This is a genomic window from Alkalibacterium sp. AK22 (genome assembly GCF_000585255.1).
GTDB lineage: Bacteria > Bacillota > Bacilli > Lactobacillales > Carnobacteriaceae_A > Alkalibacterium.
The window spans coordinates 1-21,981 of record NZ_JANL01000031.1 but is presented as its reverse complement, the minus strand read 5'-3'; the positions used below and the strand labels follow the sequence as shown (position 1 = coordinate 21,981).

At 46.0% G+C, this 21,981-nt stretch carries 21 protein-coding genes; 7 read left to right on the top strand and 14 right to left on the bottom strand.

Features of this window, described 5'->3' with window-relative positions; genetic code table 11:
* Positions 1–278 precede the first annotated feature (278 nt).
* The gene (locus tag ADIAL_RS06320) at positions 279–1,682 is read right to left on the bottom strand and encodes a DEAD/DEAH box helicase (RefSeq protein ID WP_269317659.1); all 1,404 of its coding nucleotides are present in this window, start codon (positions 1,680–1,682) and stop codon (positions 279–281) included.
* A gap of 509 nt (positions 1,683–2,191) precedes the next feature.
* Here ADIAL_RS06320 and ADIAL_RS06315 point away from each other — a divergent pair.
* Positions 2,192–2,653, top strand: a complete 462-nt coding sequence (locus ADIAL_RS06315) for a hypothetical protein (RefSeq protein WP_034301435.1) — start codon at positions 2,192–2,194, stop codon at positions 2,651–2,653.
* Positions 2,654–2,775: 122 nt separating this feature from the next.
* Positions 2,776–3,156: a lactoylglutathione lyase gene (gene gloA, locus ADIAL_RS06310; RefSeq protein WP_034301468.1), complete on the top strand. Its 381-nt coding sequence runs from the start codon at positions 2,776–2,778 to the stop codon at positions 3,154–3,156.
* Between the two features lie 51 nt (positions 3,157–3,207).
* Here gloA and ADIAL_RS11075 read toward each other — a convergent pair whose 3' ends face one another.
* Positions 3,208–3,996: a MerR family transcriptional regulator gene (locus tag ADIAL_RS11075; protein WP_051503768.1), complete on the bottom strand. Its 789-nt coding sequence runs from the start codon at positions 3,994–3,996 to the stop codon at positions 3,208–3,210.
* 99 nt (positions 3,997–4,095) lie between these two features.
* Here ADIAL_RS11075 and ADIAL_RS06300 point away from each other — a divergent pair, with 99 nt between their 5' ends.
* Positions 4,096–5,448 carry an MATE family efflux transporter gene (locus tag ADIAL_RS06300; RefSeq protein WP_034301432.1) on the top strand — a complete coding sequence of 451 codons (1,353 nt, stop codon included), beginning with the start codon at positions 4,096–4,098 and terminating at the stop codon, positions 5,446–5,448.
* Between the two features lie 104 nt (positions 5,449–5,552).
* Here the strand turns inward: ADIAL_RS06300 and ADIAL_RS11070 are convergent, their stop codons facing one another.
* From ADIAL_RS11070 to ADIAL_RS06245, 11 genes are all read right to left on the bottom strand, one after another.
* Positions 5,553–5,951 carry a helix-turn-helix domain-containing protein gene (locus ADIAL_RS11070; protein WP_051503767.1) on the bottom strand — a complete coding sequence of 133 codons (399 nt, stop codon included), beginning with the start codon at positions 5,949–5,951 and terminating at the stop codon, positions 5,553–5,555.
* A 353-nt stretch (positions 5,952–6,304) separates the two neighbouring features.
* Positions 6,305–6,967 carry a uridine kinase family protein gene (locus ADIAL_RS06290; RefSeq protein WP_034301429.1) on the bottom strand — a complete coding sequence of 221 codons (663 nt, stop codon included), beginning with the start codon at positions 6,965–6,967 and terminating at the stop codon, positions 6,305–6,307.
* Positions 6,968–7,147: 180 nt separating this feature from the next.
* The gene (locus ADIAL_RS06285) at positions 7,148–7,453 is read right to left on the bottom strand and encodes a DUF4230 domain-containing protein (RefSeq protein WP_081757718.1); all 306 of its coding nucleotides are present in this window, start codon (positions 7,451–7,453) and stop codon (positions 7,148–7,150) included.
* Positions 7,454–7,738: 285 nt separating this feature from the next.
* Complete coding sequence (gene rlmH, locus ADIAL_RS06280) at positions 7,739–8,218, bottom strand: 23S rRNA (pseudouridine(1915)-N(3))-methyltransferase RlmH (RefSeq protein WP_034301426.1); 480 nt, start codon at positions 8,216–8,218, stop codon at positions 7,739–7,741.
* A gap of 620 nt (positions 8,219–8,838) precedes the next feature.
* Positions 8,839–10,020, bottom strand: a complete 1,182-nt coding sequence (locus ADIAL_RS06275) for a S1C family serine protease (protein WP_034301423.1) — start codon at positions 10,018–10,020, stop codon at positions 8,839–8,841.
* A 209-nt stretch (positions 10,021–10,229) separates the two neighbouring features.
* Positions 10,230–11,039, bottom strand: a complete 810-nt coding sequence (locus ADIAL_RS06270) for an MBL fold metallo-hydrolase (protein WP_034301455.1) — start codon at positions 11,037–11,039, stop codon at positions 10,230–10,232.
* Positions 11,040–11,141: 102 nt separating this feature from the next.
* Complete coding sequence (locus tag ADIAL_RS06265) at positions 11,142–12,092, bottom strand: two-component system regulatory protein YycI (RefSeq protein WP_051503765.1); 951 nt, start codon at positions 12,090–12,092, stop codon at positions 11,142–11,144.
* On the bottom strand, positions 12,082–13,404 hold the full coding sequence (locus ADIAL_RS06260; RefSeq protein ID WP_197017771.1) for a YycH family regulatory protein: 1,323 nt from the start codon (positions 13,402–13,404) through the stop codon (positions 12,082–12,084). The genes ADIAL_RS06265 and ADIAL_RS06260 overlap by 11 nt, the downstream gene beginning before the upstream one ends.
* A complete protein-coding gene (gene walK / locus ADIAL_RS06255; RefSeq protein ID WP_034301417.1) occupies positions 13,401–15,263 on the bottom strand; it encodes a cell wall metabolism sensor histidine kinase WalK in 1,863 nt (620 codons plus the stop codon). Before walK ends, ADIAL_RS06260 begins: the two co-directional genes overlap by 4 nt.
* 8 nt (positions 15,264–15,271) lie before the next feature.
* A complete protein-coding gene (gene yycF, locus ADIAL_RS06250) occupies positions 15,272–15,985 on the bottom strand; it encodes a response regulator YycF (RefSeq protein ID WP_034301414.1) in 714 nt (237 codons plus the stop codon).
* Between the two features lie 125 nt (positions 15,986–16,110).
* A complete protein-coding gene (locus ADIAL_RS06245; RefSeq protein WP_051503764.1) occupies positions 16,111–16,620 on the bottom strand; it encodes a PTS sugar transporter subunit IIA in 510 nt (169 codons plus the stop codon).
* A gap of 171 nt (positions 16,621–16,791) precedes the next feature.
* Here ADIAL_RS06245 and ADIAL_RS06240 point away from each other — a divergent pair, with 171 nt between their 5' ends.
* Positions 16,792–17,247 (top strand): DUF948 domain-containing protein, encoded by a 456-nt coding sequence (locus ADIAL_RS06240; protein WP_034301412.1) that lies wholly within the window; start codon positions 16,792–16,794, stop codon positions 17,245–17,247.
* 38 nt (positions 17,248–17,285) lie between these two features.
* A complete protein-coding gene (locus tag ADIAL_RS11065; RefSeq protein WP_051503763.1) occupies positions 17,286–17,810 on the top strand; it encodes a YtxH domain-containing protein in 525 nt (174 codons plus the stop codon).
* A 227-nt stretch (positions 17,811–18,037) separates the two neighbouring features.
* Here ADIAL_RS11065 and ADIAL_RS06230 read toward each other — a convergent pair whose 3' ends face one another.
* Complete coding sequence (locus tag ADIAL_RS06230) at positions 18,038–19,495, bottom strand: alpha-amylase (protein ID WP_034301409.1); 1,458 nt, start codon at positions 19,493–19,495, stop codon at positions 18,038–18,040.
* Between the two features lie 217 nt (positions 19,496–19,712).
* On the opposite strand from ADIAL_RS06230, the gene ADIAL_RS06225 reads away from it, so the two are divergent.
* Together ADIAL_RS06225 and ADIAL_RS06220 are read left to right on the top strand one after the other, a co-directional pair.
* Positions 19,713–21,101 (top strand): TrkH family potassium uptake protein, encoded by a 1,389-nt coding sequence (locus tag ADIAL_RS06225; RefSeq protein ID WP_034301406.1) that lies wholly within the window; start codon positions 19,713–19,715, stop codon positions 21,099–21,101.
* Positions 21,102–21,116: 15 nt separating this feature from the next.
* A complete protein-coding gene (locus ADIAL_RS06220) occupies positions 21,117–21,785 on the top strand; it encodes a potassium channel family protein (protein ID WP_034301403.1) in 669 nt (222 codons plus the stop codon).
* Positions 21,786–21,981 lie beyond the last annotated feature (196 nt).

Below are 21,981 nucleotides of genomic sequence, written 5' to 3'. Positions count from 1 at the left end.
CGTCCCTCGTTGATGCAAGGGGATTCACCTTCATTATACTGTATTCATATGAATAAATATACTTGTTATTTAATCGTAAACTGCCTGCACTCCCGACCTGTCCCCCAAGTTTCGCTGCTTGCCCTTGACTTGTCCTCGATTGAATACAGGAGCCGGTTAAACCTTTCCCAAACAGTCAGCAAATCCATGCATACCCTGACTGCCTCCGGCAAAGCGCCGATAAAAAATACTGCCAGCTCAGGGGGCCTGAGCTAGCAGTATCTTAGCTGTTTGAATCTTTACTTTCTGGCCTTGCGGACTTTCAGTTTCTTGCGCTTGACCGTGCGGTCCTGCATCTCGGAAATAACATAGGGACCTTTGCCGTTGAGGACTTCAATATAGGTGACGTTCTCCTGGATGGTGATGATGCCGATATCATCCGCTGAGATGTCTTGGATATTCGTCAGAGTTCCGACAAAGTCGACCGCGCGCAGTTTTTTCTTTTTGCCGCCGTTAAAGTAGATCTTAGTGATGTCCTTGTTCAGCTCTTTATTCCGGGCTTTTTTAGGGGCGACCCGCTGGCTAATCTTCTTCTCAAAAGCCGCTTTGAAACGGCTGACCTGACGTTCACTCGGCGCAAAGACTTCGATCGGTTCGCTTTGACCCTTGAAGGCATAGGCCTGGACCTCTTCCCAGCGTCTCTGATCCTGCTCACTGACTAAAGTCAAGGCTAGGCCGGTCTTGCCTGCCCGTCCTGTCCGCCCTGTGCGGTGGATAAAGCTTTCTTTTTCAAAAGGAACATCAAAGTTCACCACATGCGTGACGTGGTCAATATCGATCCCTCTGGCCGCCACATCAGTCGCCACCAGATAGCGGATCCGGCCGGAACGGAAATCATCCATGACCGACAGACGGTCATCCTGATCCATCCCACCATGCAGCTTGTCTACTGGCAAGCCGGCTCTGGACAAGTCTTTTTTGACCGTGTCCACTGCGTCTTTAGTATTACAGAAAATGATTGAAGCCTCCGGATTATCGACCGTCAGCAAATCCAGCAGCTGGCTGGACTTATGGGCCTCCTCGACCCGTATAAAGGACTGTTGGATCTTCGGCGTATTTTCCGCCGTTTTTTCCATCCGGACAAAATCCCGCTCCTCTTCCATGTAAAAGCTGGCCAAACGCTCGATTTCTGCCGGCATAGTGGCTGAGAATAGCATCGTCTGACGCTGTTGAGGCAAGTAGCTGATGATCTCTTCCACTTCTTCGATAAAGCCCATATTGAGCATCTCATCCGCCTCATCCAGGACCAGGCGGCTCACCTTATCGACTTTCAGGGTGCCTTCTCTTAAATGTTCCAGCATCCGACCCGGTGTGCCGACCACGATATGGCTTTTCTGCTTTAATTCGGATTTTTGAGTTTTAAAGGGTGACTTGCCGAAAACGGCCGTGACCTTGATCCGCTTCAAGCGACCGATATTAGTCAAGTCTTCCTTGACTTGCAGGGCCAGCTCACGTGTCGGCACTAAAATCAGCGCCTGTGGCTTGTTTTCTTCCCATACGGCTCCTTCGCATAAAGGCAGGCCGAAAGCGACCGTCTTGCCGCTTCCTGTCTGGGACTCTACGACCAGATCCTGCTGCTTTAAAGCGGACGGCAAAACGGCCGCCTGTACTGCTGTGGGATGAAAATAGCGCAGACTTGTCAGCGCCTTAACAATCTCGGGACTGAGCCCGAAGGTTTCAAATGTTGTTTTGATTATATTCTCCTGCTTTCTCTTAAACTGACGGCTTCAGTGCCCGTCATGATTCACTGTATCCTAAAAAACAAGCAGACCCTTTACCGGGAATCTGCCGCGGTCTAGAGTTTACCACGTCACGGGAAGAGATTAAATGCTTTTGTGTGCTTTGAAGCGTATCTCGAGCTGTATTTGTCGGAAATATAGCAGAATAGACCCGTCCTCTTTTCCCAACCGGCTCTTTTGGATGGGGGACACCTCTTGCCGTGCCCCCTTTAACTGCTCTGCCTACGGGAGCTTGTCTTGATTTAAACCGTCAGCCTTTTTCTAAGAACCTGCTAGATAGGCAGATTCATGCTATAGTAGGCACAGATACTTTAAAAGCGACCTAAGCAAGTAACAATACCTGCAGCAAGCAGGAGGCGGCTCTCGTTCAGACAGAGCCTTTCGGGATAGTTCCTCAGAAAAGGAGAAGAGATATGGACACAGATCAACCGCTGCTCAAAAAAATAGCCTGGCCTTTTTTACTTGTCATGCTGCTGGCGGCCTGTTCACGTGCTTCGGTTCAGGATCATGACAACCCTGACTTTATCGATGTGGCATTTTATGGACTGGACAGCGAAATCACTCATTCGATTACTAACTCAGGAGAGGAAATCTTTCATGTGGAGCCTTTTCCAGTCATTGACTATGAGGATGAAGGGACCTGGAGAGAGGTCGCTAACGAGTGGGGATTTGGCACGGACAGTTTGGGGGCCTATCCGATTTATCCTGACAGTACTGTGTCCATCACGCCCTATTTCCGTTCGGACAGGCGTGCGCTAGAGGCAGGTTCCTACAGAATCCGGCACCTTGCCTGGTTCGGTGAAGATCCGGCGGTTCCGGACCCGGGAGACAACGAGACCTTTTTCATTACTGTTCCTTTTGAGATTGAGGAATAGCTTTCGGCAAAGGGACGGCCTTTCATATATTTTTAATTAGTGGCCTTACGGACAGCCTAAGAAATGCGTCCGGGCTTTATTCATGCTAGAATAAAAGGAGAAAATTAATGGAGGATGATACTATGAACCAAGAACTTGTTGAAATTTGCCTGCGCGTCAGAGATATTGATGCCACTTTAGACTTCTACACTAATCTCTTTGATTTTGAAGTCGCCAGCCGCAGAGAATTTCCTGAAAAGAAATTTGACCTGATTTATTTGAACTCTCCCGGTTCTTCTGTGCAGATCGAGCTCACTTATAACTATGATGCTGATCCGTACACCATCGGAGACGGCTTCAGCCACCTGGGCGTCAAAGTCGATGACCTGGAAAAAATGCACGACATCTGTAAAGCATCGGCCTACAAAACAGGCGATCTAAAAGGTTTGTCAGGCGGCACGCCGACTTACTTCTTCGTGACCGACCCTGACGGCTACCGTATCGAAGTGAAGCGCAGAAAATAATTCTGGACAAAATAAAGCAAGCATCCAAGCATTGGCCTGGGTGCTTGCTTTTTATTCTTGGATTCTAATTTGTGCCGTTAACCGAATCGCAGATTTTGAGAGCAGTAAGGTTGTCAGGTCTTCAATGGTTACCGCTGGATCGACAGGTGTATAGCCGGCTTGCCTGCACTGCTCTGACACAAGTGTATAAATGGCATTCAAACCAGAATAATCTGTGATCTCGGTATTTGTATTGAAGTAGCGGCCTTCTTCAAGCGTGTAAGTTTCCAATTGTCTTAGACTCTCGTTCTTCTCACTTGTGAACAGACATAGTTTTTGAGTTTGCCCTATCAATACCGTAAGCAGTTGCTGCTCATGATATCTGTAATCAATGTGATACTTGCACAAAAAATCGTAAAAAGATTTCTCATGCTTTTCCTGGCTCATGTCTTCCTCAATAACATACAGTAGACGTTTAGGTTGATAAATGACTTGCGAGGACAGCGATAAATTTCTGGAAAACTGATTTTTCAGCTCTTTTAGCTTGTTTATCTGACTCGTTAGTTTATCGACTTCCCGTTTTAGTTGTCTGGTCGTACTATCCAGCACCTCTATCAGATTATCGTTGTCTGTTTGCTCGAGATACTCTTTAATTTCAGAAACAGGCACACCGATACTTCTGAAGGTAGTGATGTATTCCAGACGGTCAATTTCAGTATAGGAATAGAGCCGGTAGCCGTTTGTATCTTTATGATGGGGAGTCAGCAAGCCTTTTTTTTCGTAAAAGCGTATTTGTGAGGTGGAGAGATGTAGCAGGTTCGCGACTTCTCCAATAGTCAGCAGTGTTCGGATAAAAATCACCTATCCTTTCCTTGACATTAAAGTAGGTTCAAGGTCTAGTATAGTACTTGCGGATAAAAACAGCAAAACAATGATTGATAAATGGACGGGTGACTCACTATGTTTACAAAACAAAAAATAGACTTGGGAAAAAGCAATATCACTAAATTATTCTGGTTTTATACAATCCCTTCTGTATTCATGCTTATTGTACAAATGGCAGCTTATCTAGTGGATTCTATCTTTATCGGGCGCTTTATCGGTCCAAACGGCCTGTCAGCCCTGACTTTAGTTATGCCGGCCATCATTTTCTTAACCGGCATCGCTATGATGATTGGTATTGGAGGAATAACGTTAGCCGGGATAGAAAAAGGAGCGGGAAATAAAGAAGGCAGCAATAATATATTTAACGTCACCATGAGCCTAACCTTTTTGTCAGGCGTCGCCGGAGGCCTTCTTTTATACCTCCTTGCCCCCACTTTGATGCGTTTACTTTCCTTGACAGGTGAAACAGCTACGTTTGCACTCGAATACATGAGATATACAAGTGTTTTCATTCCTTTTTACCTGATGAATTTTGTAGTGGGTTTCTTTTTAAAGCTCGCGGGCAAACCTTTATTAGTGACTGGCGTCATGTTTCTGGGTGCTGTACTAAACGTTTTCTTGGACTATTTGTTTATCGTGTACTACGAACTCAGCATGGCCGGAGCTGCAATGGCCACAGGACTGTCTCAAGTCCTCCCCTTTCTTATTTGCCTCGTGATTCTTGTCTGGAGTTCCAGCTGGTCTTTTAAGATTCCTGTATTTCGTTTGCATGAAATTCAACGTATTTTCTACAATGGCTTTTCTGAGTTTTTGACCACCATCACCACAGCCATAGTAGGTGCCGTCTTTAACCTGATTATTCTTAGCAGAATAGGTGATATCGGCATCGCTGCCTTTACTATAGTGATGCAGCTGATGGAATTTGCCCGGGCTTTGGGTTACGGGATTGCGGAAGGTAATCAGAATATCTGGAGCTACAATTTTGGAGCTGACAAGCTGGAACGTGTCCGCATCATAAGGAAAATGGCGATTTCCATCAGTATAATCATCAGTCTGCTCATGACGGCTGGCGTATTCTTATTCAGCGAGGAAATCTCTCGTATCTTTATTACTGATCCTGAAGTGATTTCATTATCAGTTAACATTCTCAACTATAGTGCCCTGTCTTTTTTATTTATCGGCTTTAACATTATCATGCCCACCTACTATACAGCTATAAACGACCCTTTCCACTCGATTGTCCTGACCATTTACCGATCCTTAATCGGTCCACTTATCGGACTACTGCTTTTACCGATACTATTCGGTAATCAAGGTATTTGGTTGACATTCGTCTTTACGGAGACAACTGCTTTTATTTTTGGGGCTGTCTTACTGAAAACTTATCCCATGGGATCAAAAAATGAAAAGTGGGTCATACCTGAGTAACTTTTGGTACAACTAAAACTGTCTCATTTCCTTTCATTAGATACTGATAATATAAAAAGCAAGTACCTAAGCTGAGAATTAGGTACTTGTTTTTTGTCCCTTATCTAAAATTGATTTCCATTAATATACCTGTTATAAAAAAACATAGTTCCAGACAGACCTAATATTCCAACTATAGTAAAAATTGGCACCTGTTCGGCATACATCATACCAATAACGAAAAGCATGAAGCACAGCACGACACCTAATATATCGTAAAGATTACTTTTTCTAGTAGGCGGATCTGCTTCTTTTTCATTCTTACCATTAGAAAGCAGCTCATCTATGTCACACGAAAATAATTCTGCCAACTTTTTCAGGTTATTTGTTGAAGGTTCTGATTTGCCTGTTTCCCATTTTGATACTGCTTGTCTACTGACCTGCATTTTCTCAGCTACATACTCTTGCGATAATTTCTTTGCGTTTCTCTTTTCTTTAATCTTAGCTGCCAAAGGCACTCTCATCTCCCCTCCAAGCTTGCTGATATACTATAAATTTAGCAGCATCACAAGGTGTTTACAAGAAACTATAGCGCAACTATTGGTTGATTCAATGATTCTAGCTGATTTAATTATTCATTATACTACTTCTTTTACCAATACTGTTCGGTAATCAAGGTATTTGGTTGACGTTCGTCTTCACGGAGACAACTGCTTTTATTTTTGAGGCTGGCTTACTAAAAACTTATCCCATGGAAAGCAATAATGCAAAATGGACCCTACCAGGATAATCTGTGATCCGAAAAAAATGTTCTCACCTTTAATAAGTAATAGGTAAAAAAGCAAGCACCTCAGTCTCGGCCTGCGTGCTTGCTTTTTTATGTTTGTCTACTATTTTTCACTATATTTTTTCTTTCAATCAGTATTTGATCATTAACCGTTTTGACTATTATGTCAAAGTTCTGACTAGACGGATGCATAAATATTTCGTATTGTGCTCGTCTTTCTACATGAGACTGTCTTAAATACTCTATAGTCGTTCCTCTTTCCACAGTGTCTCGACTAGTCCTTCTTTGAAATTCTGTCTCTCCATCTGTATAAAAATAGATTGTTACATCAAAAAGCGATGAATCGACAAAAGCGACACTCATTCCTTCTACAATCGTTATCTTTTTATTAGGAGATACTCGCTCACTTTCCATGTAGTGAGTCCCTATTGTAAACAACTCCAAACCATTTCGAATCATAAGAATATCTCTTTTCAAAGAAGTCACGTGATGAGCGGCAGGATGGCAGGCAGTCATTTTGTATCGGTGAGGTTCATTATCGTAGGTATAGTCAATTTTAGTATGCTGACGCACATTAGAACTAATAATATAAGGGTCAGTATTTAAATAATTGACCTTGTTCTCACCTAACAGATTCACAAGTTTATTGGTAAACGTCGTCTTACCTGCAGCACCATGACCAGAAACACCGATAATGAATGGTTCCATAGGCTTACCGATTCTTTCTTTAACTACCTGAAGCAACTTATCCATTATTCCCTCCTTCAGAACTTATCTTCTAGTTTGATGACTCGCCTATAGAATAACGTTTCTTCGTCCACCTTATTTTGCCGTGATGGTTATGTATAGAGTAATAAGGATGTACGCCAATCATTTGATATGAGAAGACTTTTTTACTATAAACGTCCTATTGTATGCATTTCGATCCTGATTCTACTCATACGTTATCTCCACTTCATATCCCAAGTTAGTAAAGAAGCCAGCAAGGACTTTTTCTGCACTTTTTTCAGCTGTTTCCAGTATGCCCATATTTACCGCTTCCTCTTTAATTTCCTCCTGTGCGGCCCCTATCAGATCAAACCCTTCGTTCCAGTTTACTTCTCCCCTAAGTAATCCTTTACCTGACCAGGTCTTGATACTGTCCATTTCAATGGCTGGATCCTGTATAAAGGTAGCTCTTGGTAAGATAATGGCCAGCTTCTTGTCCTCTTCATTCACTGTAATCTGCTCTGACGTCACCTGTTCAAGATCATGCTACGTAACCTCATTATGTATCGCCAGAAAAAAAACAAGCGCCGTCTCTATTTAAGTTGATCAAAGGACTGGGCAAGTGATTCGTGCTCAACTAGTCCAAAGCTTTTATGCTTATCCAATAAAACGTATACAACTCATGCCGATTATTTCACTTATCATAACATATCCTGACTGCAAAAATAGCAAGAACATGAATCCGTTCACCCTTTTTACAATCAGGATGCCGATAGTGTTTATGTCATTTATTGGCTCTATTCGTATGAATCGTATTCACTTATGATACGGTTCATTCCGCATGATCCGAAAGGCTCGATAAATCTGCTCGACCAGTATCAGGCGCATCAGCTGGTGAGGATAAGTCATTTTTCCAAATGATATGGTGGTGTCGCTGCGTTTCATGACGGCGTCGCTTAAACCAAGTGATCCGCCGATAACAAAGACGATTTTGCTGTTGCCGTGAATCATGAGTTGTTCGATTTCCTTGGCGAAGGACTCGGATGTCCGTTCCTTGGACTGGATGGCTAGGGCAAAGACATAGGCCTGGTCCGGTATTTTAGCGAGAATACGCTCACCTTCCTTGTCTTTGACCTGGATCATTTCAGCTTCACTGAGATTCTCAGGTGCTTTTTCATCCGGCACTTCCACGACTTTAATTTTTGTATACGCTCCGAGCCGCTTAGTATACTCCTCGATGCCTTTTTTCAAATACTTCTCTTTTAGCTTACCTACTGATACAATCGTAATGTCCATGATTGGCTCCTTTTGTGTCTTGTACTCTGATTTATATACCTCAGCTTCTTCCTGTATGTTCAGTATAGCAATTCCAGCCGTGACTTCCTATAAAAGTTCAAATCAATCGTTTCCTTCCCGCTTGCTTTTCTCTTCAAGCAAGTCAGCTGTTTGTTCAAGCTGTTCTAAATGCTTATCCACATGTAATTAACTTAAAAGCCTTGCTAGCAAAAGGCCTTTAAAAAGTTTTCCCCTGGTGTCCACACTTATGCACAAAGTTATCCACATATCCACAGCCTTTGTTCCCTTTTTATGCGTAATAAATGCGGATTCAGCTTCTGCTTAAAAACCGGTCCCAAAAAAGTTATGCACAGTTTTGCACAGCGATTTTCACTTCTATATCCGTTCACAAATATTGTTTAATCAGTATTTAATACCTTTTTTTTGTGTACAACAAAAAGTTACGCACATTACTTTCTGGAACTGTGGATAAGTATTTTTACTAAAATAACTATTCTGCCGGTGTATAAACGGTATTTTCCACACCCGAACAGACTTATCCTAAAAGTTATCCCCAGCACAAAGAAAGCAGGCTAAACCGGGTGGGTTTGCCTGCTTTCATTTTTCCTTTGTTGTCTAAATTAGATCATATTTTCCATCGCCCGCATAGTGACCGTTGTACTCATCCGTTCACCGTCTCGGTAAAATTCGACTTCCACTTCTTCGCCGATGTCTGTATTGTAGATTGTCTGTCTGAGTCTGATGCCGTTCTGGACGTCCTGTCCATCAAAGGCGACAATGACATCATTGGCTTCCATACCGGCTTCGTCTGCCGCACTGCCGGCGGACACTTCAGCCACCACGACTCCGCCTTCGACCTCTTCAGGCAGGTTCAAAATCGTGCGCTGCTGCTGGGGAGAGACCATCGACAAATCGACCATGGCCACGCCCAGGAGCGGCCGGATGACTTCGCCTCTTTCTTCCAGCTGATTGATGATATCCACTGCATCATTGCTTGGGATCGCAAAACCCATGCCCTCAATCAGAGACGAGGAAATCTTCATAGAATTGATCCCGACGACCTGGCCGGCGATATTGATCAGCGGACCGCCGGAGTTCCCGGGGTTAATGGCCGCATCGGTCTGGATCGCCGTCATTTCCCAGTCCATTTCTCCATCCATATTCGTGTCGACAGGGACCGTCCGCTCAACAGCCGAGATGATCCCGGAAGTGACTGAGGACGCAAAATTGGTTCCCAAAGGTGAGCCGATCGCAATCGCCGGCTCCCCGACTGTCAGGTTCTCTGAATCGCCAAATTCGGCCACTGTCGTCACTTTTTCGGCGTCGATGGCTAGAACAGCCAAGTCTGTCCACACGTCGGCTCCAATCACGTCTGCTTCCACACGGGAGCCGTCCTCGAACATAACTTCAATGGCATCGGACCCTTCAATCACGTGGTTGTTGGTGAAGACAAATGCGGTCTCTCCGTCCACCTTATAAATGGCCCCACTACCGGTTCCAGCCTGCAGCAGGTCTTCCTCTTCTTCCGGCATCTGGGTTCCACCAAACGCGCCCCAGGGGGTCTGCTGCTCCATGCGCTGAAGGTTGATGACGGACACCACCGCCTCGTTGACTAGCTCCACAGCATCCGTGACGCCCGAAGAGACATCCACCCGTACCTCAGATACCCTTACCTGTCCGTTCTCGTCGATGACCCCGTTCTGTCCCGCGTCTTCAGCATCATTATTTAATGAGTCACAACCCGCCAAAAAAGAAGATGATAATATCAGAACAAAAGCTGACTGCCAAAATGTCTTTTTCATAGCCTGATCCTCCTGTAGTAGTGCTCGCTACCTTTATTTTACTCTTGATTTGTGTATTTTTAGCGACTAAATCAGCAACATTTATTATACATTATTTTAGCATATATCCCCTAGTTACTGTATCTCAAGGCCCTTATCCTTTTTTTTTGCCTTGCTGCTGTCCATATAAAAAGACCAGAACCCACTGGGATCTGGTCTTTACTCTGTGCTTACAGTACGAAAAGGGGACACGGTTCGACCGGGTCGGTATCGTAGAGTCTGAATGTCTCGTTGACACCGGTATCCTTTTTCAGAAGGATTTCTTCCGCCGTCTGGTGTGCGATTTCCTTGACGTTGTTTTCCTTGCTCAGATGCCCTAAGTACACGCGTCTGGTCCGGTCACCGACGATTTCGGCCAGCGCCAGGGCGCCGTCTTCATTGGACAGGTGTCCTTTGTCTCCGATAATCCGCTGCTTGAGAGACCATGGATAGCGTCCCATGCGCAGCATGCTCAAGTCATGATTGCTCTCAAACAGATAGGCATCAGCGTTCTTAACATAGTCTCTCATCCGGTCACTCACGTAGCCGGTATCTGTCAGCATCACAAAGCGCTTGTTGTCTTTTTGAAAAGTATAAAACTGTGGATCGATTGCGTCATGTGACACGGCAAAACTGGACACATCGATGTCTCCGAGCGTCTGCGTCTGATCCACCGAGAAGTGGTGCTTCTGCTCCAGCTTCAGCTTACCCAGCTTGGGCTCCATCGCCTGCCAGGTTTTCTCATTGGCGTAGACATCCATCCCGTATTTACGTGCCAGGATCCCGACCCCTTTAATGTGATCGCTGTGCTCATGGGTGACCAGGATTCCATCCAGATCTTCCGGTCGCCGCCCAATTTTATGCAGCAGCTCAATAGCTTTCTTGCCGCTGAAGCCGCAGTCCACGAGCAGACGGGTATGGTCTGATTCTACATAGGTGATGTTGCCGGTACTGCCGCTGGCCAGTACACTGATTCTGAGTCCTGTTTCTTCTGTTGCCATCATGATCCGATTTCCTCTCCCTGCAAATACGTCTTGTCCATCTTACAATACTCATGAACAGATAGGCAAGGGCCTATAAAGACTCGTCACATTAGTGTCGATTTACTCGTCCAGTTCAGTGTCGTTTTCACTGGCTTCACTGCCATTCTCGCTGTCTTCCTGAGAATCCGTTTCTGCACCCTCATCGTCCGCTTCTTCTGAAAGGTCAGTATCGATTTCATCTGGATCAACCGGGATAACTGGCTCCGTTGGCGGGGACACGACCGTCCCTTCGAAAGCATCGACTCGGAGAATCGTTTCTCCATTGGAATCTCTGACCGGGATAAACCAGACTGGTCCATACATGCTCAAGTCCTCGAGAAAAAGTGTTCGCTGATAGGATAAAATCGGTGTACTAACAATCGAGTTGGAGCTGATTTCATTGTTCTGGAACAGCACCTCAACTGCCTGACGGTCCGTAATGATTTCCAGCGGACTGCCCTGGGTGGACATCGGGCCGGCAAAACTCTGCTGGTAGGAAATAATATTGCCATCACTGCCATAAAACAGAGAAATTTCAGAGGTCCCGTCTGCGACAGGTATGCCTTCGACCTCCTGGGAAAAAATAAAGCGGCTGTCTGTGCGGTCAAACCGCAAAAACGTATACTCTTCACCGAACAGAACTGCATCGCTGTCGATAAAATTATTTAAGCGGCTGAAGTCTGTTTCGGTAAAGCCGTCTTCCGGATTGCCGTCGATTTCGATCGGATCGGATAAAATACTCGTGTAAAGCGTCCCGTCTTCTGCAATCGAGCCCGCCTGATTTTCCAGCTGATCGACATTTTCTTCCAGCAAGTCATTCCGGTCCGCCTGCACATAATAGACTTCCCTTACTTCTTCATTCAGGCTCGGCAGTTCGATGCCGATCTGTTCCATTTCTCGAAGCAGGTTGACCTGATCAGGAGCCGTCGAGGCATGCTGAAGATTGCTCCGGTTCAAAAAGCTGATCAAAAGATAAATATTCAACAGCAAGAAGGTCATCAGAAAGATGCTTTCAATTTTTTTAAAGTCCATTCTGTTGGGCTCCTTCCTGAAGCAGGATGAACCGTTCTAGTTCATACCAGACATTGTCTGACTCTACATACCAGTTCGGTTCAAAATGGACAACCCGGCTGTCTTCGTCGCTTTCGATCCAAGACAGGCCGACTGTGATATCATCCACGATTTCAAGACCCTGCTCGGTTGTTTCCAGCTGTTGAATCACTTCCGGTCCGCTCGCCAACACCTTGGAGGCTTCTCCCGACAAACTCAGTGGAGTCTGTACGACACGTAGCGGCAGTCTCAGATTATTCAGACCGTTCTCAACTACAGTGATCAGAACCATCGATTCCTGCTGCTGATGGCTGAAGACCGGATAGCCTTGGATATGCCGCTGAAAGGCGACTTCATTGGTCGATGGTGTATAGGAGCGGTAATGGATTGTTTCCGTCCAATTTTCAATCTGACGCAGTTCCTCAAAACTGCTCATCAAACGGTCATTAAAGGACATTTGTCCCATATTATTCAACTGTCTGAGAAAGGTCAGCGTATTATTGGAATCGTTGATCCGGACTTCCGTAGTTAAATCGATGTAGCGGATCGTGGAACCCGTGCGCCTTGAATCCACTTCGGAAGTATCCGCAAAGAACTGATTCACATATAAATTATTCGGCAGACGGGCAACCAGGTAGTCATGGTAGTCTACTTCAATTGAATCGACCGGCAAATAAATGAACCGGTCGCTAACATCAAAGGCCTGCACTTCGTGAAACTGATTGTTAGCGTTGTTCAGCAGAGCGTCCAGAGCTTCTGGTGTAAAACTGGAATCTTCTACCGTATAGTCGATTTCGTTGTTCTGATCATAAAAACCGAGTTCACTCGGGTCGTTGCGGTTGATATACAGATGCGTAAACGTCCGGTTATGGTAGTCAGCCGCCAAGTCCTCAAAAGCATCTTCAAACAAGCCAAATGGAATCGGGCCATTAAAGATGAACTCTACCCACTCGCCACTGGCAAGACGTTCCTGATACTCTTTTTGACTGACTCGACGAGGACTGTTGATATCCCCGTAACTGACCTGGGAAAATTCTTCATTGATCCACTCCTGCAGATCAAATGGATTCGCTTCAAGCTTCACTCCATCAGAAGAGCCGTGCCAGATAATCTGACTGGGTGAAAAAACTTCTGTGATCTGCCGGTCAACAAGAGAAGAAGGTACAACCGAGCCGCTCCCGCCAGAAGCAGGCTCTCTCAGCTCCCCGCCGGCTGTCCATAACTGAAAGCTCAGAAACAGGCTCATACCGATCAAAAAAGTCAGCAGTACATGTTTGATTCTTGACCAAGTCATAGCCATTCATCCTCCTCTTCAAAAGGTACATACGGCAGAGACAGATTGAAGGTTGTGCCTTGCCCTTCCTTGCTCTCAGCCCATATCTGACCCCCGTGCTGTTCCACCACTTCTTTGGAAATAGCCAGTCCCAGGCCGCTGCCGCCCATTGCCCGTGACCGGGCCCGGTCCACACGGTAGAAGCGGGAGAAGATTTTGTTCAGATCGGCCTTGGGTATCCCCATGCCTTCATCTGAAATGCTGATGACAACGGTATTCTCGTTCTTAGTCATCCGTCCGGTGATTGTTCCGCCGTCCGGCGAGTATTTGATGGCATTGTTCATGATATTGTCCAGTACCTGAATCATCCGGTCCGGATCCACTTCAACAAAAATAGCATCCTTAAGCAGGTCTTTCTTGATTTGATAATTTTTACCCTGATATTCAGTGGACTGGATGAGCATTTCAAAACGGTTCAGAACATGATCAAACATATCCGACATGTCAACGATTTCCAGATCCAGTGCACTCTTGCCTGAATCGATTCGTGACAGGTGAAGCAAATCCTCAATCATGCGGATCATCCGGTCTGTCTCATTCTGGGTAACATCCAGAAAACGTGGAGCCAGCTCCGGATCTTCCCAGGCCCCGTCAGCCAGCGCCTCAATATAGCTGCGCATACTGGTGAGCGGGGTCCGAAGTTCGTGGGACACATTGGATACAAACTGTTTTCTTTCCTCATCGATGCGCTCCTGCTCTGTGACGTCGTGAAGCACGCACACAATACCGCTGATAAAGCCTGATTCCCTTTGAATCAAGGAAAATGAAGCTCTTAGAATCGTCGGTACCCCACCGCAGTGGGCATTAATCAGCAGATCTTCTTGCTCTTCCAGAATGGTTCGCAAGGAGACTTCTTCTTCCACTGCCAGTACACTTAGCAGATTTTCTCCGATGGCTGCTTTTTCCTTCAGTCCTAGCATATTCTGGGCCATGTCATTGATGATGATGATCTTTCCGCGCCGATCTGTACCGACAACACCATCTGTCATGTGAGTGAGTACCCCATTCAGTCGTCGACGCTCGGCATCGATTGATTCCTGTGCTTCTGCTACATCGTCTGACAGATCATTGATCAGGGAAGCCAGCTGACCCAGTTCGTCTTCCCCATAAACCTTGAGGGTCCCCGAATAGTCACCCTCTGCAATTTGACGGGTCTGGATCTGCATTTCCTTGATAGGCTTGGTCAACGCCCGCGAAACCATATTGGCCAGGATTAGTGACAGAATAATGGCTACTCCACTGGCCTGGAGAAAGATCCAAGTGATCTGTGAAATCTGATTGTAGACAGATTCGATATTGCTCTCCATCAGGATGGCGCCTAAAAACTGACCCTCATCCGTCGTGGAATAGACCGGCTCCACCAGTTTCCACCGTCTATTGTTTGTTACCGGGTCGATAACCTGGCGCGGGACGGTCGATTCTGAGAAAACGGCCTGGCGAAGGTCAAGATCATCAGAGAGCTGACCGATAATATTCTGCTGGGTCGTGTCGCTGGTGCCCATGACGACCAGATCCTCATTAACGACCTGCAACTCGGTGATGCCACTGCCGGAAAATTCTGTCAGGAGGCTGTTGATTTCCTCTACCGGATCTACATCGGTCTCTTCACCGCTGGCTTCCAGTTCCAGAGAAGGCAAAATTGCAGTTTCCAGAAAATCCATCTGTACCTGCCGGTCTTCCTGGAAATTATTGATCAGCTGCCGTTCAATCTGGGTAATAAAATTCGCCCCGATAAGTTGCAGGGCGAATACAAGTAATAAGACTATGACAAAGACGATTTTTGTGTTGATTGACTGGTAAAAACGTATCTTTTTTTTCATAAGAGTCCTTACTTGTCCTGTTGTTCAGGACTTCTCAGATAGTAGCCTACTCCTCGGCGCGTGACCAGGAATGTCGGATGGCTCGGATTATCTTCGATTTTTTCTCGCAGACGTCGAACGGTCACGTCCACTGTACGGACATCACCAAAGTAGTCATAGCCCCAGACTGTTTCCAGCAAATGCTCGCGGGTCATGACCTGACCGATATGTCTCGCCAGATAGTGGAGCAGCTCAAACTCGCGGTGGGTCAGCTCGATGGTATCGCCACGCTTGGAGACGATGTAGGCATCCGGATGGACGGTCAGTTCGCCTACTTCGATGTCATTGGTTTCCTGCTGCGCATTTTCTGTATTTTGGATAGACGTCTGACGTCTGACGTTGGCTTTCACACGGGCTACCAGTTCTCTATTGGAAAACGGCTTAGTGACGTAATCGTCTGCTCCAAGTTCCAGACCCAGAACTTTGTCGATTTCCTGATCCTTGGCAGTGACCATAATGATTGGGATATCCTTCGTTTTGCGTACTTCCCGGCACACTTCCAGGCCGTCTTTTTTAGGCAGCATCAGATCCAGGACAATCAGGTCGGGATTTTCTTCCTCCACCTTTTCAAGGGCTTCTTCCCCGTCATAGGCAGTGACTACTTCAAATCCTTCTTTTTCTAAATTAAATTTAACGATATCTGAAATCGGCTTTTCATCGTCGACGACTAATATTTTTTTCAAAGACGTTCCTCCTCAGAAACTTTTCTTGATATAGGCTGATACATAGAGTCTATTCCTCTAGATTATACCGCACTCCAGGGTCAGGTTCAATTTTAGCCTGACCTCAACTGTCGGTGTCACAGCTTTTATTTAAAATAAACCGTCACAGCTGCCGATTCTCCTGCCTGTGCTTCTTTCTGGACGTGCACTTCGGTACGCTCGACATCGGGATGGTCAAGTACGACTACTGGAATAACCGGGCTGAACCCTTCCTTGTCCAGCAGACCCAGGTCAAAGGAAGCCAGTTTCTGTCCTTTTTTGACATCCTCGTGCTTGCCTGCATAAGAGACAAAACCGTTTCCGTTCAACAGCAGCGTATCGAGTCCGATATGAATCAGAACCTTCAAGCCCCTGTCCGTTTCAATATAATATGCGTGCTTTGTATCTGCGACTTCAATCAGTCTGCCGCTAACCGGCGCACAGACTTCCCCTTTGTCAGGGACAATGGCAAAGCCGTCTCCAATCATTCTCTTTGAAAACAAATCATCAGGTACCCCGTCAATCGTAACGATTTCTCCATCGGCAACTGCATAAATCTCTAACTGGTCCTGCGTCCCGCTTTTTTCTGTTTCCGGTGTATGGGCATGATCGTTCATTTTTTTCTCCTTTAATGGAACTGTTCTAGTTGCTTTCATTCTAACAACTTAAGCTCTTACAAGCAATCTCTTTCATATATAGCGTTTTGGTTGGTACTGACCCGCCTTCGTGGTATTCTGTTACTATAAACTGAACATGCACTAAGCATTTAACTGTAAAGGAGGGGCAAGATGGAATTAGGATATATACTTTCGCTTGTCATTTTAGCGGTGTCTCTCGTTGTGCTGATTGTGATGGGATTCATGGCAATGAAGAAAATGAAGCCGACACTGAACAAGCTTGATGAAACACAGAAAGTCGTGGAAGATCATATCGATCATTTTACGAAAGAAGCCAAAGTGATGCAGGATAAAGTAGACCAGATCATGGCACGGGTCGACCAGACTAAAGTCGTGGCCGAAACAAATGTGCAGCGTTTTGATGAACTGGCTGATTACGCTTCAAGCTTATCCACGTCGCTGATGTATCTAAAGGAGCACGGGCCGGATTATTCAAAAGAGATCGCCGAAAATACTTACCATGAGTTGAAAACTGATGGGCCAAAACTGGCCAAAACCTTCAACATGGCTGTTAAAAAGACGGTCGACAAGCAAAAGGCTCGTCATCAGAAGAATCACACGCTTTAATCACTTATCCCTTATTTCCCGAAAGGTAGGAGAATTACATGCCAAAAGTAAGTCTGACAAAAGCTGTTTTACTGAGTGCCGCTTCCGCGTTCACTGCGCTGCTGCTTGCACCTAAGACCGGTAAAGAATTTCGTGAAGATTTAAAAGAAGAGGCACACAAGCTGAAAGATTCCGGAGAAGAAAAAGCGCAGGAACTGATGGAAGACTTCAAAGCTTCTTACATGGAAGCGGAGAGAGAGCTAGAGTCTGAACAAGCCAAACTGGATGCCAAACAGGCCAAACTGAGCCAGACTATCGAAGAAATCGAACGCGACCTGGCCCTCAGCGAAGCTGAAAGTCGCGTGGATCCCGCTACTGCAAGCCATGCCGTCTACGCCAGCGACAAACCGGGCGATGTGAAAGGAACCGAGCTTGAGCCTGAACACGATCAGGCGATTCCAAAAGATAAGGTCGATGAAGCGCTACATGACAATTATCTGTCAGACAATGAAGACTTCAAGCTGGACAAGGACGACTTGGAAGCGGAAGATGCCGCTTCTCATAAAATGAATCCCAACGACTGATCCTTAAGTCAAAGCCGTTGGATACACCCATGCGCTGACTTTGTTTCAACATACTGGTTTCCTTTAACAGTCAGCGTTTTTTCTATTATGCAGAAAGAGCCCCGGAAACTGCTGGGACTGTTTGCTGTTACGCTGATTAGAATAGGCGTTTTTCATACCCTTCTTCTTTTGCATAATGAAGACAAAGAAACAGGCCCGGGTTCTTGCCCCAGGCCTGTTTCTTTGTTCTATCCATTTTCTTTTTTGATCCAGACAGAAATCGATTCGCCATTGACCGGGAAGGTCGCTTTGCCTTCCTCGTCGATGGTAATCTCTTCATCACGGTTTTTCATCAAATCAATGTAAATTTCACCGGCATGCAGTTCACCGACGGTCATTTCCTTGAAGCCGTCGTCTCCATTGGACATTACGACCGCACAGCCATCCGGGTGCTCGTCATCTCCTGTTCGGGTAAAGCCGATACAGTTGCTGAAGTCCATATAGTTGTGCTGTTCGCCATAGGCATAATTTTTACGGGCATAGAGCAACGTGTCAATGATATCCGGACAGCCTTCATAATCTACATCACCGCTGTAGCCATAGTAATCACTGTAGAATATACATGGATAGCCGTAATAGCTTAACAGAATAAAACCATACGCCAGCGGCTTGAACCAGGGTTCCACATACGATTCCAGGGACTGCCCCGGCTGTGAATCATGGTTTTCTACAAACGTCACGGCCTGCTCTGCATTACGCTTGTAAAGCGTGCCATCCAGCAGGCGTCTCAGGTCAAAATCCCGGTGCTGCTTGGAGGCTTCATGCAAAGCGTAGTGGAAACGCACATCCATCATCGAAATCGAGTAGTCCTGCTCTTCCAAATATTCTTCCAGGAATTTATGTTTCTGGTGCCAGTATTCCGCCACAAAGAAGAAATCTTCACCGTGTTTTTCCCGCACCTCATCAATTAGTTCTTTAGTAAACTGGCTGTCGATATGCTTCACAGCATCTAGGCGGATGCCATCAATATTTGTTTCTTCAATAAACCAGTGAATCCATTTTTTTGTTTCCCGAATCACATCAGGATGTCTATAATCGATGTCCGCAAACATCAGATAGTCAAAATTGCCAAATTCATTAGATACATTCTCATCCGGTGCCCAGCCTTTGCCGTCTCCTTCAATGCGGTAAATTCCATTCTCTCCGGATAGGCTATCGTCTGATACACCTGTAAAGTGATGCCAGTGCCATTCAAAATCGGAATACTTACCTTGCCTTCCCGGGAAGTTAAAATGCGTCCAGGACTCTATTTCGCGCGATTCTCCGATATCTTCATGACGGTTCTCCTGACTGACTGGTGTGGCTACAAAACGTTCAGTCTCATCTGCAGCTGCCTTGTGATTCAGCACTACGTCTGCATAGACATGGATACCCTTCTCGTGGAGTGCCTCGATCGCTTCATGCAGCTCTTGCTTTGTTCCATACTTGGTCCGGACTGTTCCTTTCTGATCGAACTCACCCAGGTCGTACAGATCATAAATTCCGTAGCCGACATCATCTGGTCCCGTTCCTTTAAAACAAGGCGGGATCCATACCGAAGTCACACCAATCTCTTTGAGGTGTCCAGCCTGCTCTTTTAGACGCTTCCAGTGCTGGCCGTCAGCGGGTAAATCCCATTCGAAAAACTGCATCATTGTCCCATTCATTGTCTTCTTCTCCCCTCGATCTCCCTACAGCAAGGCGCACTGTATTTAATCATTTTACCTTTAGTCCCATTTTATAACAAACAATTTGCCCTGAAAGCTACTGCTGCCCTTGTCTAATTACTTCTGTCGACCTCTTGTATTCTCTTCATCTGCAAGGTAAAATCAAGCTATTCATGTATTCAGGTATGTTTTGTACTGATTAGGAAGGATTTTGTCTATGAAAAATTTTTTGAACCGGTTTTCCGACTGGCCTATTCCGATAAAAATTGTGGTCAGTTTTGCAGCAGTCATGGTGACCGGATCGCTACTCCTGGCTTTGCCATTCAGTCAGCTGGACAGCTCACAGGCAACCTATTTTGATCATTTATTTGGATCAATCTCGATGGTAGCTGTCACTGGTCTGTACACAGTGCCTGTAGCCCATACATATAACCTGTTTGGCCAGATAGTGGTTCTGGCACTGATCAAACTGGGTGGGCTCGGTATTATTACCATTGTATCGGCCATTATCCTGCAGTTCGGCCGCAGGGTCAGTATGAAAGAGGAAGTCACGCTCAAGCAAGCGCTGAATCGAAGTGACATGATGGGATTCAGAAACTTTCTGATTGCTGTTGTTAAATACACAACCGTCATTGAGGCCATAGGTGCCTTTTTCCTTGCCTTCCACATGGTGCCTTTACTGGGATGGGGACGCGGACTGTTCACTTCCATCTTTCTAGCTGTTTCTGCCTTTAATAATGCCGGTTTTGACAACCTAGGAACAACGAGTCTGCAACAGTTTGTTCAAACGCCTGTAGTAAATATTGTTATCCCTATCCTGATTGTGCTCGGTGGAATCGGCTTTTCCGTCTGGTTCGATGTTGCCCGTCACTTCAAAGAGTTCATCAAGGTGCGCAGCTGGATTGATTTCAAAGGTAACTATCGCCGCCTCAAACTTCACACTCGACTGGTTATCAAGTGGTCGCTCTGGCTGATTGTCGCGGCAATGACTATCATTGTTCTGGCTGAGTGGAATCATCTGGCCAGTATTGGTGACATGACCTTTGCCGGAAAAATACAGGCTGTCTTTTTTCAGGCCGTCACACTCAGAACCGCCGGCTTTGCTACGATTGATTTGACCCAGCTGCATATGTTCACCATTGTCGTCTTTACAGTCTTCATGTTCATCGGCGGCTCTCCGGGCGGTACAGCCGGTGGAGCCAAGACCTCAACGGTCGCTCTGGTGGTCAAGCTGATTGGGACCGAGCTGAAAGGGATGACTAACGTCAATTACAAGAAGCGTACATTGGAGATGGATATCGTCAAGCGCGCTCTAGTTATTGTCGTCATGTTCGTTTTGCTGAATTTTATCGGCTTGTCGCTGATGACCATTTTTGACGAGCATATCCCGCTCCAGTATCTGTTTTTTGAATCAGTCTCTGCTTTTGGTACAGTTGGCTTGTCTGCCGACCTGACACCGGAGCTGTCACGCTACAGTCAGACCGTCATCATGTTCTCCATGTTTATTGGCCGACTTGGACCCATTACCATCTTTACCGCACTGGGTACAAGAGACCGCAAGAAACGGGAAGTTACGTACGCTACAGGAAATATACTAATTGGTTAAAAGAGGAGATTTTTTATGGTAAAAACAGTAGGAGTTTTAGGCCTGGGGGTCTTCGGATCCACCATTGCCAAACAGCTGGGTGATCAGCACTATGACGTGATCGCCGTCGACAAGGACCTGGTCGATGTCAATCGGGTTGAAGAACACGTTGTACAGGCTGTACAGGGTAACTTTACGGATATCGAGCTGCTGAAAAGCATCGGCTTTGCTAACTGTGATGTAGCTGTGATCGGAACCGGGTCTAATTTGGAAGCGAGCGTGCTAGCAATCATGAACTGCAAAAAACTGGGCATTGAAAGGATCGTTGCCAAAGCTAAGAACCGGGTCCACATGGAAATCATGCTGGAAATCGGTGCAGATGAAATTATTCGTCCAGAGAAAGAAATGGGTGACAAAGTTGCTCGTAACATTATGCGTAATAACATCCTCGACGTGATCACACTGGATGAAGACAATTCAATCATTGAATTCACAGCACCCAAGCGCTGGATTGGTAGAAGTCTGCAGGACCTGGACTTGCGTAAGAAATACAAAATTAATGTGATTGGCATGAAGTCCACTCCAAACGGACCCCTGTCAATCAATGTCCCAGCAGAAGAGAAGATTCAACCGGGCAGCTTTATTGTCGCCATCGGCAAGCCCGATACGTTCGAGCATCTGGATTACACAGATCAGCTCAAGTAAATCACTTCCTCCTTCCCTTCATCCGTTCAAGAAGGGGAGGAGCTTTTTTTGTAGCTGAAGCAGGTCATAGTCAGGCCATTATCCCTCATGCCGGGGGCTGCCGGCTTGACTCTCACGCATGATGTCTCTACTTTTTCATTACCATTCCATCAAAAAAAGGCCGAAGCGGGTAGGATGAACTGCACCCTGTCAAGTA